This is a genomic window from Streptomyces sp. RLA131 (genome assembly GCF_056270125.1).
The window spans coordinates 39,268-51,631 of sequence record NZ_JBWDOQ010000002.1; the positions used below are offsets into that span (position 1 = coordinate 39,268).

The 12,364-nt window shown below is 69.5% G+C and carries 12 protein-coding genes; 10 read left to right on the forward strand and 2 right to left on the reverse strand.

What is annotated here, in order from left to right; genetic code table 11:
- Positions 1-60: 60 nt before the first annotated feature.
- The 3 genes from RWE79_RS00890 to RWE79_RS00900 are packed head-to-tail and all read left to right on the forward strand — an operon-like array spanning position 61 to position 3,990.
- Entirely contained in the window at positions 61-1,596 is a 1,536-nt protein-coding gene (locus tag RWE79_RS00890) for a sugar ABC transporter ATP-binding protein (RefSeq protein ID WP_475938074.1), read from the forward strand.
- Positions 1,593-2,639 carry an amidohydrolase family protein gene (locus RWE79_RS00895; RefSeq protein WP_475938075.1) on the forward strand — a complete coding sequence of 349 codons (1,047 nt, stop codon included), beginning with the start codon at positions 1,593-1,595 and terminating at the stop codon, positions 2,637-2,639. Before RWE79_RS00890 ends, RWE79_RS00895 begins: the two co-directional genes overlap by 4 nt.
- A 25-nt stretch (positions 2,640-2,664) precedes the next feature.
- Positions 2,665-3,990, forward strand: a complete 1,326-nt coding sequence (locus tag RWE79_RS00900; RefSeq protein WP_475938076.1) for a DUF3500 domain-containing protein — start codon at positions 2,665-2,667, stop codon at positions 3,988-3,990.
- Between the two features lie 12 nt (positions 3,991-4,002).
- On the opposite strand, the gene RWE79_RS00905 is transcribed toward RWE79_RS00900, so the two are convergent.
- Entirely contained in the window at positions 4,003-4,662 is a 660-nt protein-coding gene (locus RWE79_RS00905) for a GntR family transcriptional regulator (RefSeq protein WP_475938077.1), read from the reverse strand.
- Positions 4,663-4,712: 50 nt separating this feature from the next.
- On the opposite strand from RWE79_RS00905, the gene RWE79_RS00910 reads away from it, so the two are divergent.
- The 6 genes from RWE79_RS00910 to RWE79_RS00935 all read left to right on the forward strand — a co-directional run bounded on the left by RWE79_RS00910 (position 4,713) and on the right by RWE79_RS00935 (position 9,341).
- Entirely contained in the window at positions 4,713-5,468 is a 756-nt protein-coding gene (locus RWE79_RS00910; protein WP_475938078.1) for an RraA family protein, read from the forward strand.
- A complete protein-coding gene (locus tag RWE79_RS00915; RefSeq protein WP_475938079.1) occupies positions 5,465-6,175 on the forward strand; it encodes a GntR family transcriptional regulator in 711 nt (236 codons plus the stop codon). The genes RWE79_RS00910 and RWE79_RS00915 overlap by 4 nt, the downstream gene beginning before the upstream one ends.
- 2 nt (positions 6,176-6,177) lie before the next feature.
- Complete coding sequence (locus tag RWE79_RS00920; RefSeq protein WP_475938080.1) at positions 6,178-6,963, forward strand: FAA hydrolase family protein; 786 nt, start codon at positions 6,178-6,180, stop codon at positions 6,961-6,963.
- Positions 6,948-7,754 (forward strand): HpcH/HpaI aldolase family protein, encoded by an 807-nt coding sequence (locus RWE79_RS00925; RefSeq protein ID WP_475938081.1) that lies wholly within the window; start codon positions 6,948-6,950, stop codon positions 7,752-7,754. Before RWE79_RS00920 ends, RWE79_RS00925 begins: the two co-directional genes overlap by 16 nt.
- 11 nt (positions 7,755-7,765) lie before the next feature.
- Positions 7,766-8,587, forward strand: a complete 822-nt coding sequence (locus RWE79_RS00930) for a siderophore-interacting protein (RefSeq protein ID WP_475938082.1) — start codon at positions 7,766-7,768, stop codon at positions 8,585-8,587.
- Positions 8,588-8,792: 205 nt separating this feature from the next.
- Positions 8,793-9,341 carry an aldolase/citrate lyase family protein gene (locus tag RWE79_RS00935; RefSeq protein ID WP_475945533.1) on the forward strand — a complete coding sequence of 183 codons (549 nt, stop codon included), beginning with the start codon at positions 8,793-8,795 and terminating at the stop codon, positions 9,339-9,341.
- A 65-nt stretch (positions 9,342-9,406) separates the two neighbouring features.
- On the opposite strand, the gene RWE79_RS00940 is transcribed toward RWE79_RS00935, so the two are convergent.
- On the reverse strand, positions 9,407-10,306 hold the full coding sequence (locus tag RWE79_RS00940) for a LacI family DNA-binding transcriptional regulator (RefSeq protein WP_475938083.1): 900 nt from the start codon (positions 10,304-10,306) through the stop codon (positions 9,407-9,409).
- Positions 10,307-10,657: 351 nt separating this feature from the next.
- Between RWE79_RS00940 and RWE79_RS00945 the strand changes: the two genes are divergently transcribed.
- The gene (locus RWE79_RS00945) at positions 10,658-12,220 is read left to right on the forward strand and encodes an MFS transporter (RefSeq protein WP_475945535.1); all 1,563 of its coding nucleotides are present in this window, start codon (positions 10,658-10,660) and stop codon (positions 12,218-12,220) included.
- The last annotated feature ends 144 nt before the right edge of the window (positions 12,221-12,364 follow it).

The following is a 12,364-nucleotide window of genomic DNA, read 5'->3' on the forward strand; positions in this document are numbered from 1 at the left end:
GACCCGGCGGGACGGACCGGTCTCCCGCCGGCCCCCCGGCTCGCTGTCGAGGGGGTCACGATGACCTTCGGCAGTGCCACGGTCCTACGCAACGTCGCCATGGATGTGCGTCCCGGGGAGATCCACGCCCTCATCGGGCAGAACGGGTCGGGCAAGTCCACCCTCGCCAAGATTCTCACCGGCCTCTACTGCCCCGACGCAGGCAGCCGTGTCACGGTCGACGGCGTCGGCCTGCAGCTCCCGATCCGGCCCGACGAGTCCCGTGCCGCGGGGGTCGCGGTCGTGCACCAGAACCTCGGCCTGGTGCCGGACGCCACCGTGTTGGAGAACACCCGGCTCGGCCGGTTCAAGGGCTCGCGCTTCCTCCGCCGGATCGACTGGAAGGCCGAGGCCGCAGCGACGCAGGCCGTCTTCGAGCGACTCGGCCCGCGCAGCGTTCCCCTCGACACCAAGGTCGCGGATCTGCATGAGGACGAGAAGGCGGTCGTCGCGATCGCCCGTGCCGTGCAGGACCTTGAGGACGGCCGCGGAGTCATCATCTTCGACGAGTCGACGCGTGCCCTCGGCCGTGAGTCGCTCGAGCGGTTCTACGCCCTGCTCGACCGCATCGTCGCGACCGGCACCTCGGCCCTGCTCATTACGCACCGCCTGGAGGAGGTCGTGGAGGCCGCCGACCGGGTCACCGTGCTCCGCGACGGCGAGATCGTCGTGGTCGGCAAGGATGTCGAGGGCATGACGAAATCCGACCTCGCTCACCTCATGCTCGGGCGCGAGGTCGAGGGCCTCGAGCACCGCACGGCGGCCGACGCCGCGAACGACGCCGCCCCCGTCGTGGTCGACCGCCTCACGGGACGCAACGTGCGCGAGCTGTCCCTGCGTATCCGACCCGGTGAGGTCGTCGGCGTCACGGGCCTCGCCGGGTCGGGCCACGACGACGTCCCTTACCTGATCAGCGGCGTCAGCAAGGCGAAAGGCGGGACCGTGACTCTGCCCGCAGGGCAGATCGCGCTCACGGGCCTGTCGCCGGCCTCGGCGATCAAGAGCGGCATCGCGCTCGTCCCGGAGGGCCGTGAGTCGGCCGGTCTCGTCGGCGGGATGACCGTGACGGAGAACATCTCGTTCCCGCAGACCTGCACCGCGAGTGCCTCCGGCAAGGTGCGGCCGCTGCGGAGCGGAGCCGAGAAGCAGCTGGCGGCCGACTGGATCGAGCGCCTCGACGTGCGACCCCCGTGGCCGCACGCGGTGCTCGAGAACATGAGCGGGGGCAACCAGCAGAAGGTGCTCCTGGCCAAGTGGCTCGCGACCGACCCGGCGCTGCTGGTGCTCCACGAGCCCACCCAGGCCGTCGACGTGGGCGCGCGCAAGACCATCGTCGAGGCGGTCCGTGGGGCTGCTCGCGAGGGCCGCGCCGTTCTCGTCGCCAGCTCCGACGAGAACGAGCTCGCGCTGCTGTGCGATCGCGTACTCGTCTTCAGTAACGGTGTCGTCGGGCGTGAGCTCACGGGTGAGCTCACGCCGCATGACATCGTCCGGACCATCTACACCGACAGCTCGCGCACCAAGCTGCGCGAGCGCAGCCCGCAAGGAGCGTCATGACCGTCGTCGACATCAACATCCACCACCTGCCCGAGGACCTCTTCACCAACGAGAAGATCCTCAACGGCTTCCTCGACAGCGCTCCGCGCGGCTTCGGCGAGATCGCCAGCGTCATCACCATGGAGGACGGCAAGAAGCAACTGGTCCTGGAGAAGCCGAAGGGCTACCCCAACCTCAACTACGTCGAGGGCGACTACTCGACCGAGGCGAAGCTGAAGGCGATGGACGACGCCGGCGTCGACTACGGCATCATGCGAGTCCCGGTCTGGCAGGAGTGGCTCGGCCTCGAGACCTGCAAGGCGGTCAACGAAAACGCCGCCAAGATCGTCGCCGAGTCCGACGGCCGCCTGTTCTCGACCGCCTGCGTCCCGCCGTGGGGAGGCAAGGAGAACATCTACGAACTCGAGCGCTGCCTCGACAACGGCGCCGTGGGCGTCCAGCTCGCCTGCCACTACGGCCAGCTCTACCTCGACGACGAGGCGTTCAAGCCCTACCTCAAGGTGCTCAACGAGAAGAAGGTCCCGGTCATCGTCCACCACACGCCGCTCCCGGTGGAGTGGAAGTCGGTCATCGACTACCAGAACTTCCGTCGTGAGTACGGCCGCATCATGGACCAGGGCATCGCGGTGGGGCGCGAGCTCTTCAGCGGCATGTTCGACGAGTTCCCCGACCTCAAGTTCATCCACACGATGCTCGGCGGCAACTGGTTCGCGGCCACGGCTCTGCTCACCCCGCGCGCACCCAAGGCCGGCGAGGCGATGCAGCGCCTGTCGACGACCGGTGGCGACAAGATCAAGCAGTACCTCGAGAACAACATCTTCTTCGACCTCACCCACCCGCACTCCTGGGGCAAGATCCAGGTCGAGGCGGCACTGCAGATCAACGGCGCCGACCACTACATGTTCGGCTCCTCGTTCCCCGTCTTCCGCTCCTGGATGAGCCAGGGCGTCGACTTCGTCAAGAACGAGCTCGACATCAGCGACGCCGATCGCGAGGCCGTGCTCCACGGCAACGCGAAGAAGATGTTCAACCTCCCGATCTGACCCGTACCCGAGCAGAGCGAGACCGATGAGCGCCACACCTGACGAGGACATCGACGGCTTCTTCACGACCTCCCGCACGACGGGCCGTGAGGAGGCGGTCGAGCTCACCGACGAGAGTTATCGCACCTTCCTGCTCGACCTCGACGACCCCAAGCTCACCGAGGTCCGCGGGATGACCTACGAGGAGTTCGCCCAGAACCGCTACCAGGCGCCCTTCCTGCGCGACCTCCTCGTCCACTGGGACGGCCTCTACCGTGAGCCGTTCGTCGGGATCACCTCCGACGGCGCGGTGCGCGAGGGGCTCTACGCCCTGCCGGGCACCGCGCCGCCGGACACCGGGAGCGAGCCCTCCGAGGCTGCCGTTCGCTTCCTCGGGATGCTCACTCCCGGTGAGCTGGACGCGGTGCGCCATGACATCGACGCACCGCAGTGGCGGGCATGGAGCAACCCCGAGTTCATGGTCTACCGCGTGGGACTGAGGATGGAGGTGCTCACCGACGACAAGACGTCGGCGATCCACGACATCCTCCGCGCGTCGCTGAGCTCCGACGGCTACGCCCAGGTCTCGGGTGCGATGGAGCTCAACGGCCACCTCGGCGAGCTGGTCGGCCTGCCCACGGTCATGAACCGGCACAGCTACTGGTTCTCAGTCTTCGGCGACCCGTCGACGGGCGCGCGGGGTGAGCCGTGGGGCTGGCAGCTCTTCGGCCACCACGTGGCCCTCAACTTCGTCTCCGTGGGGGGCCGGCACGTCATCGCACCAGTCTTCCTCGGAGGCGAGCCCGCGCTCGTGGACGACGAGGCGGGCGTCCACGAGCCGCTCTTCGTGACGCGAGAGCGGCTCGCCCTGGAACTGGCCGGTTCCCTCACGGCCGCTCAGCGCACCCGGGCCGTCGTCTTCGAGTCCGTACTCGACCCGATGATGCCGGAGGGACGACTGCACCCCGCCGACGAGCGGCACGTCGCGGGCGCGTTCCGTGACAACCGGGCGATCCCGTACGAGGGGATCCCGGCGGACGAGCTCGACGACGCGCAGCGCGACCTGCTCCGCCGCGTCGTCGCCGACTTCCTGCACCTGCTGGTCGAAGGGCAGCGCGAGCTCGCGCTGGCGGAGTACGACGCGCACGCCGACGAAACGTGGTTCTCCTGGTACGGCGCGACGGACGGCTCTCAGCCGTTCTACTTCCGGGTGCACAGCCCGGTGCTGATCGCCGAGTTCGACGACCACGCCGGGGTGTGGCTGAGCAACAAGCTGCCCGCGCGGTTCCACGTGCACACGACGCTCCGGCACCCCAACGGCAACGACTACGCCAAGGCGCTCATCGCCCGGTGGCGCGAGCGGGGCGAGTGATCCGTGCCCCAGTCAGAACCGCTGGTCGGGCAGGGCGGCCTCGTACTTCGTGACCGCCTCGATGGTGTTGATCTCGTGCTGCTTCGCGGCCGCCTCGATGGCCTCGGCCGACGCGCCCGACTCGATGAGCTCGAGGATGCCCTCGTGCTCGGCGATGGCGGCCTGCGCGCGGCCGGGGGCGTACCAGAAGGCCGACCTGCGGACGATTTCGAGCCGGGCCCACTCGTTGTCGACCATGTCGACGAGGCGACGGTCGGGGCAGCGGCACGCGAGCAGCCGGTGGAACTCCCGGTTGAGCCGGCCGAAGCGGGCCGGGTCGAAGGCGGAGAGCGCCTCCTTCATCTGCCGGTCCAGTGTGTGGGCCGCTGTCAGGTCCGCCTCGGTCAGGTGGGGCGCCGACAGCGCCGTCGCGTAGCCGCCGAGGCGCGCCACGATCTGCAGGCCCTGCTGCCACGCGTCGGTGTCGAACGTCGCCACCAGTGCGCCGACGTTGGGCACGATCTCCACCCAGCCCTCGGCCTGGAGCCGGCGCAGCGACTCACGCCACGGCACCGAGCTGATGCCGTGCTCGCGCACCAGTTGGTCGATGACCAGGCGGTACCCAGGTCCATAAGTGCCGTTCATGATCCGTTCCTTGAGGATCATGAATGCCTGCTCGGTCTTGCTCGCCATGAAGCAGATCCAACCACAATTCCGTACACGATATTGAAGCGAGCCCTCCCTTGAACACCACACCCGCCTCCTCCCTGACCCCGGCGCTGCGGGCGAAGCTCGCGTCGGCGCCCGTCGCCGGACTCTCGGCCCAGCTTCGCCGCCAGGGCCTCGAGGGCGTGTTCATCGACGGCGTCCGTCCCTTGGTGGCGGGACAGAAGTTCGTCGGCACGGCCCGGACGCTGCGTTTCGTCCCCTTCCGCGAAGACCTCTTCACCAGCCATGGCGGCGGCTACAACGCACAGAAACGTGCCTTCGACTCCGTGGAGGAGGGCGAGGTCCTCGTCATCGAGGCGCGCGGCGAGAAGGGATCGGCCACGCTCGGCGACATCCTCGCGATCCGCGCCCATGCCCGCGGCGCCGCGGCCGTCGTGACCGACGGCGGGGTGCGCGACGCCGAAACCGTCGCCACCGTAGGCATCCCCGTCTTCACGGCGGGGCCGCACCCCGCCGTGCTCGGCCGCAAGCACGTCCCCTGGGACGCCGACCTCACCATCGCGTGCGGCGGTGCCACCGTGCAGCCCGGCGACATCCTCGTCGGCGACGCCGACGGGGTCGTCGTGATCCCGCCGGGGATCGCGGCGGAGATCGCCGACGCGGCCATAGCCCAGGAGGAGGAGGACGGCTGGATCGCCCGGAAGGTCGCCGAGGGACACCCCGTCGAGGGGCTCTTCCCGATGAACGCCGAATGGCGGTCGAGGTACGAGGCCGAACGCTCCGCCCGGCCGGACACGGTGCCGACGGACACGGCACGGGCCACCTCGTGACCCGGACCCGGCCGGCACCGGCCGCGAGCAAGTCGCGGGTCGCCTACGAGTGGATCCGTGAGCGGATCACGTCCGGGTCGTTCGGTCCCGGCTACCGCCTCGTCCTGACGACGCTCGCCGCCCAGCTCGGCATGAGCGTGGTGCCGGTCCGCGAGGCCGTCAGTCACCTCACGGCCGAGGGTCTGGTGACCTCCGAGCCCAACGTCGGCGCGAGCGTCTCCATGGTCGACCTGGACCGCTACATCCACGCGATGGAGGTCATCACCGTGCTCGAGAGCGCGGCGACGGCGCTCTCGACGCCCCACCTCACCCGGCGGGACCTGGCGCACGCCCGGGAACTCAATGCGGCGATGCGCGGCGGGCTCAGCGACTTCGACTTCCGGCGCTTCGGCGCGCTCAACCAGGAGTTCCACCACACCCTCTACTCCAGGTGCCCCAACCCCCGGCTCCTCGAGATGGTCGACGCGGAGTGGTCCCGGCTGGGCCACCTGCGCGACTCGATCTTCGGGTTCGTCCCCCACCGGCCCAAGGAGTCCGTGTGCGAGCACGACGACCTGCTCGACCTCATCGAGGGGGAAGGGACGCCTGACCGGATCGAGCAGGCTGTGCGCCGGCACCGCACCGGCTCCCTCGACGCCTTCCGCACCCACAAGACCCACGGCGCCCACGGCCCTCACCGCAGCGACCGCGTCGACCAAGGAGCCTGACGATGCTTCCCGACCAGACCCTCGCCGACCTCGCCGCCGAGCTCGAGCGGGCACACGCCGATCGCACCGTGCTGCCGCGCATCACCGCCCGGTACCCCGAGGCGACGGTGGAGGACTCATATGCCGTCCAAGGGCTCTGGCGTGACCGGCGGATCGCGGCCGGCCGCCGCCTCGTCGGCCGCAAGATCGGTCTGACGTCCAAGGCCATGCAGGCGGCGACGGGCATCTCCGAGCCGGACTACGGCGTGATGTTCGACGACACCGTTTGGGAGAACGGCGCTGTCGTGCCGTTCGACGAGTTCTCCAACGTCCGCATCGAGGTCGAGCTCGCCTTCCTGCTCAAGGCGCCTCTGGAGGGCCCCCACTGCACCATCTTCGACGTGCTCCGTGCGACGGAGTACGTCGTCCCGGCGCTGGAGATCCTCAACTCGCACCTGGAACTCGAGGGACGCACGATCGTCGACACCATCGCCGACAACGCTGCCTACGGTGGCCTGGTGCTCGGCGGCACCCCCGTCGCACCCGACGCGGTCGACCTGCGCTGGATCTCCGCGCTGCTCTACCGCAACGAGACGATCGAGGAGACCGGCGTCGCCGCCGGTGTGCTCAACCACCCTGCCACGGGCGTCGCGTGGCTCGCCGACAAACTCCACCAGCACGGCACCGGCCTCCACGCCGGCGAGCTGATCCTCGCCGGATCCTTCACCCGGCCGATGTGGGTGTCGCGCGGCGACTCGGTGCTCTGCGACTACGGAACGATGGGAACGATCTCGTGCAGCTTCCGGTGAACCTCCCGGCGACCTTCCGCGCGGCGCTCGCCGCTTCCGACCACCCCCTGATCGGCATGTGGGTGTGCAGCGGCAGCCCGCTCGTCGCCGAGATCTGCGCGGGCAGCGGCCTCGACTGGCTGCTGATCGACATGGAGCACGGGCCCAGCCAGCTCGAGTCGGTGCTCGCGCAGCTCCAGGCGGTCGCCGCCTACCCGGTCAGCCCGCTCGTCCGTGCGCCGGGCCTGCTGCCGGTCATGATCAAGCAGATCCTCGACCTCGGTGCCCAGAACATCCTGATGCCGATGATCGACACTCCGGAGCAGGCAGAGGCGGCCGTGCGGGCAGTGCGCTACCCGCCGCGCGGCAACCGCGGAGTCGGATCGGCTCTCGCGCGGTCGGCCCGGTGGAACCGCGTCGACGACTACCTGGCCCACGGGGACGAGCATGTCTCGCTCTTCGTCCAGATCGAGTCGATCGCAGGCGTCGGGGAAGCCGCCGAGATCGCCGCGGTCGACGGTGTCGACGGTGTCTTCGTCGGCCCCTCCGACCTCGCCGCGTCGATGGGCCTGATCGGCCGGCAGACCCACCCCGACGTGGTGGCCGCGGTCGGGCGCGCCTTCGAGGCCGTCCGCGGCGCCGGCAAGCCCGTCGGCGTCAACGCCTTCGACCCGGCCGTCGCATCGGCCTATCTCGACCAGGGCGCATCGTTCGTCCTCGTCGGTGCCGACGTCGCCATGCTCGCCCGAGGCTCCGAAGCCCTGGCCGAGCGGTTCATCGGCGCGCCCGGCCCGGGCCGCGCCGCCAAGTGAAGGAGCACCTCTTGTCCCTCCCCCCGGACTCCGGCCGTCCCCGAGGCCAAGGCCGTCCCGGTGGCCCACGCCGCCGGCCGCCGCGCCAGGTCGAGGTCGTCGACGTCAAGCCGCTGACCCCTCGCATGGTGGCGGTGGTGTTCGCCAGCGAGTCCCTCGCCGGCTTCGCCGAGCCCACCCCGACGGCGCACATCAAGCTCTTCCTGCCCGACACCGAGGGCAACGTCGCGCGGCCGGTGGTCGGCCCGGACGGCCGCCTTGAATGGCCCGACGGCCGACCGACGATGCGGACGTACACCCCCCGACGCTTCGATGCCGAGGCCGGCACCCTCGAGGTCTGGTTCGTTCTGCACGGCGACGGGCCGGCCGCGCGGTGGGCCGCGCAGGCCGAGCCCGGCAGCCGTGCCGCCATCGGCGGCCCGGGCGGCCGCTTCTCTGTCGATCCGACGGCGACCTCATGGTGGATCGGCGGCGACGAGAGCGCCCTGCCCGCGATCGCCACGCTGCTCGAAGCGCTGCCGGACGATGTCACCGGTCAGGTGCACCTGGAGGTCGAGGGCCCCGAGGCCCGCATCGGCCTGCCGACACATGCCGGTGTCGAGGTGACCTGGCACGACCGGGCGGGCGAGCCAGGCGCCGCCCTCGTCGACGCGCTCCATCAGGCCGGCCTCGGGGACGACACGCACTTCTGGATCGCCTGCGAAGCATCGGCGGTCCGCAAGGCCCGGTCGTACCTCCTCGACGACCGGGCGCTGCCGCGCCAGCAGGTGACCACGCGTGGCTACTGGCGCGTGGGCGAGGCCAACCACCCCGACCACGACTTCGGGGACTGACGGACGTGCCCGTCGCGGGCCGGCGGATGAAGCCGTCCAGCCCCGCCCGCTGATCGCCCCCGGCCGCCCTGGCGGGGCCGTGCGAACAGTGGGGTCAGGCGTGCGCGTGCTTCCGATACCGGGGAAGTAACCTCTGAACTGCAGAGATCTTGACGTTCGCCTGACGCTCGGATCACCGGCGGATCGTGGCCTCCTGCCGCGGTGGCTGCAGGTTCTGGACCTCGGGGCACGCACGATTTTGGTGCCGATGGTGTCCTCGGCTGCACAGGCACGCGAGGTGGTCGCGGCCGCCCACTACCCGCCCCGCGGCCGGCGCGGCGTGGGTTCGGCGCTTTCGCGTTCGGCGCGGTGGAACCGCGTGGACGACTACCTGACCGAGGCAGCCGCGCACGTGTCGGTGCTGGTGCAGGTCGAAACCGTCGAAGCCGTGGCGGCCGCCTCCGAGATCGCCGCGGTGGACGGAGTCGACGGGGTCTTCGTCGGCCCGTCCGATCTGGCCGCGTCGATGGGCCTGATCGGACAGCAGACCCATCCTGACGTGATGGCAGCGGTGCACAGCGCGCTCACCGACGTAACGCCCGGCGGCGTTCCGGCCGGCGTCAACGCCTTCGATCCTGCGGTCGCCGATGCCTACATGCAGGCGGGAGCATCCTTCATCCTCGTCGGCGCCGATGTCGCGGTACTCGCCCGCGCATCCGAGTCACTGGCCACGCGCTTCATCCCGGGCGACGACACCGCGCGCTCCAGCTACTGAGAGTCGCACCGAAGTACTTGCGGCGCCGGGGCCGCCAGGTGTCACCAGGGATGCAAAAGCGCCGCTCAGGCCGACTGACGGACGACAACGCGCGCGGGCGGCGGGCGCAGGCTTCCTACGCCGAGATCAAGGGCGAGGCGGGCACTGAGCCGGCCGTGCGCCTCGGCGTCCACGTAGACAGTGGTCAACGCAGGATTGCTGTACTTGCCGTACCCGTTGTCGTCGAAGCCGATGACGGCCACGTCGTCCGGCACACGGCGGCCGAGATCTTGAAGCGCCATCAGAACGCGCAGGGCGACGTCGTCATTGAATCCAGCGATCGCGGTCACCTCAGGCTGGCGGGTCAGGTACTCCGCGACGGCTTCGGCACAGGCTGACCGCTCGGTCGGAATGACGACAGAATCAGGTCGGGGGATGCTCAGCTCACTTGCAGCAAGTCCGGTGAATTTCATGCGGGTTGCGGCGAGCGGAGATTCGCGGTCGGACAGTGCCAGGGCGATACGGGTGTGTCCGTTGTCCACCAGGTGGCGCAGCTGGAGAGCCGCGTGGGCGGCAAGGCCGTCACGCCATCCGCCGCCAAGGTCGTTGAGCTCTCGGCCAGTCAGATACGTCTCACCGAAGCGGATGACGGCACGAGGCGCGATGGCATCGAGGACCTGCTGGGTGGCCTGCGCGGTGTGGTGCCCGTGTCGCACAAGCAGGACATACCCGTGAGCGGCGAGTTCGGCATCGAGGCCATCGATGTAGCTGCGCGAGTAGTGGCTTTCCAGGCCCGCCTCGATGTTCAGGACGACGACGCGGGACGTGCCCTCCCGCAGTGCTCGAGCAATACCATGAGGTACGTAGCCAAGGGTGCGGGCGGCCTCTTTGACCCGATCGCGGGTGGCAGCCGAGATCGTCTGATGGGGATCGTCGTTGAGGACGAAGCTCACGGTGGCACGCGACACCCCGCTCGCCGCTGCCACGTCGCTCAGCGTGACCCTTCGGGAAGTGCCCATCAACTCCTGCTCTGCCGCGGTCCGCACCAACGCGCTGGTGGGACGGTGTCCCTTGATTCTAGTGACCCTGCCCACGCCCGGGATACGCCGCCGCAGCAGCGGCTCATCTTCGCGCCATTCGACGTGGAGCTTTCTGACGACCGCAGGGCCAGTTATGTCGGATTCGGACCCCGGGGGCCTTGTGGCTCGCCGAGCTCATGGATCGGGACCCAAAGTTGCCAGGTCGACGAGCGGGCCCCTCCCGCTGTCGTAAAGGAGCCTGGAGTGAGTACAGCAGTGATCAAGGAACGGACCGACCGGCGTGCGGCGACGCTGGTCATGGCATGTCTGGGGGTGTTCGTTGGTTACTTCCCGGTGACGACAGTCTCGGTGAGTCTTCCGGTCATCCAGCAGGCACTGGGCGCGTCGACCGCCGACCTCTCGTGGGTGTCCGACGCGTTTGTGCTGCCGGTGGCCGCTCTGATCTTGACCGCCGGGGTGTTCGGCGACGTGCACGGGCGCAAGAAGGTCTTCCAGGCCGGCCTCGGGTTCTGCGTGCTCGGCTCCGCAGTGGCTCTGACCGCGCAATCGATCGCACAGGTATGGGTGGGGCAGGCCTTGCTGGGGGTGGGGGCCGCGGCGCTGCTGCCGATGACGCTGGCACTCATCAGCCACGCGGTGCCCAACCCGCGCGAGCGCGGAAAGTACATCGGCCTGTGGACCACCTCCATGATGGGGTCGCTGACCGTCGGCCCGCTTATCGCAGGCGTGATCGTGGAGCATGTCGCATGGCGGTGGATCTACCTGCTGTCCATTCCCCTGTCCTTGATCACCATGGTGATCGCGTCCTTCGTGCTGACGGAGTCGAGGTCCTCGGTGCAGCGGGCCTTGGACTGGCCGGGTCAGATCACTGCCGCGCTGGCGATCGTTGCCCTGGTGTACGGCGTCATCGAAGGCGGCACGGGCTCCTTCGGCGACATTCATGTGATCGTCGCTCTCGCCATCGCGGTCTGCTCCGGCGTCGCCTTCGTCCTGGTGGAGCGACGCAGCGCCAGCCCGATGCTGGACCTGTCACTGTTCCGCAGTGCTTCGTTCACCGGGTCTGCGTTGGTTGTCATGATCAGCTTCCTCGCGCTGATCGGCTTCTTCTTCGTCCTGAGCTTGTACTTGGGCATGGTGCAGCAGCTCAGCACCTTGGATGCCGGACTGCGGCTGCTGGTGATCACCGTGCCGCCCATGGTTCTGGGCACCGCGGTGGGTCGGCTCATGCGGTTCCTGTCCGCCCGCGTGCTGATCACCGGGGGCCTGGTCATCACGGCGGTGGGTCTCTTGGTCTTGACGAACGTCGGAATCAGCACCTCCTTCGGCTCGTTGGCGTGGCGTCTGGCGCTGGTGGGTCTCGGACTCGGGCTTGCCTTCCCGTGCATCACGGCGACCGCCGTCTCGTCCGTCCCACACCATCAGGCAGGCATGGCGGCCGCGGGCAACAACGCTTTCCGGCAGGTTGGCGGCGCCCTGGGCCCCGCCATTCTGGGCGCCTTGCTGACGGGCAAGGCGGTCGACACGCTCCCCTACCACCTCGCTGCTGCCGGTGTGTCGGATGCGGCCCGCAGCCAGGTTCTGGGAGCTGTCGATGCCGACGGCCTGGGGGCTGTCGCCACTCTGCCGCTCGGCCGTTCCACGGGACCGGCCCTGGAGGCGCTGTCCCAGTCCTTCCTCGACGGGCTTCAACTGTGCCTCCTGGTATCAGCCGTGGTGGTGCTGTTCGGTGCCGCAGTAGCAGCGTGGCTGCTGCGCCCCGCGTCCAGCCAGCGGCCCGCCGCACTGGTTGCCGCCGGTGGCGCCCGGCCTCTCGCCGCAGACCAGCACCCGGTCGAGGCGGCCGCCACCGATCGGCCGTAGCCACCCAGACTCCGCGGACGCAGGGTATGCGCCTGCGGAGTTCGTCTCACTGCAGCGGAGCAGCGGACGACACCGGAACCCCCGTGGGGACGGGGACGGTTCCGGCCCAGTGGTGCCCCTGGTTCTCGGCACGAGCACGCCGAG

Coding starts and splice junctions, on each gene's coding strand:
- RWE79_RS00905 (WP_475938077.1), bottom strand. CDS start 4,662: ATGGCGAGCAAGACCGAGCAGGCATTCATGATCCTCAAGGAACGGATC.
- RWE79_RS00895 (WP_475938075.1), top strand. CDS start 1,593: ATGACCGTCGTCGACATCAACATCCACCACCTGCCCGAGGACCTCTTC.
- RWE79_RS00920 (WP_475938080.1), top strand. CDS start 6,178: ATGCTTCCCGACCAGACCCTCGCCGACCTCGCCGCCGAGCTCGAGCGG.
- RWE79_RS00900 (WP_475938076.1), top strand. CDS start 2,665: ATGAGCGCCACACCTGACGAGGACATCGACGGCTTCTTCACGACCTCC.
- RWE79_RS00945 (WP_475945535.1), top strand. CDS start 10,658: ATGGCATGTCTGGGGGTGTTCGTTGGTTACTTCCCGGTGACGACAGTC.
- RWE79_RS00890 (WP_475938074.1), top strand. CDS start 61: ATGACCTTCGGCAGTGCCACGGTCCTACGCAACGTCGCCATGGATGTG.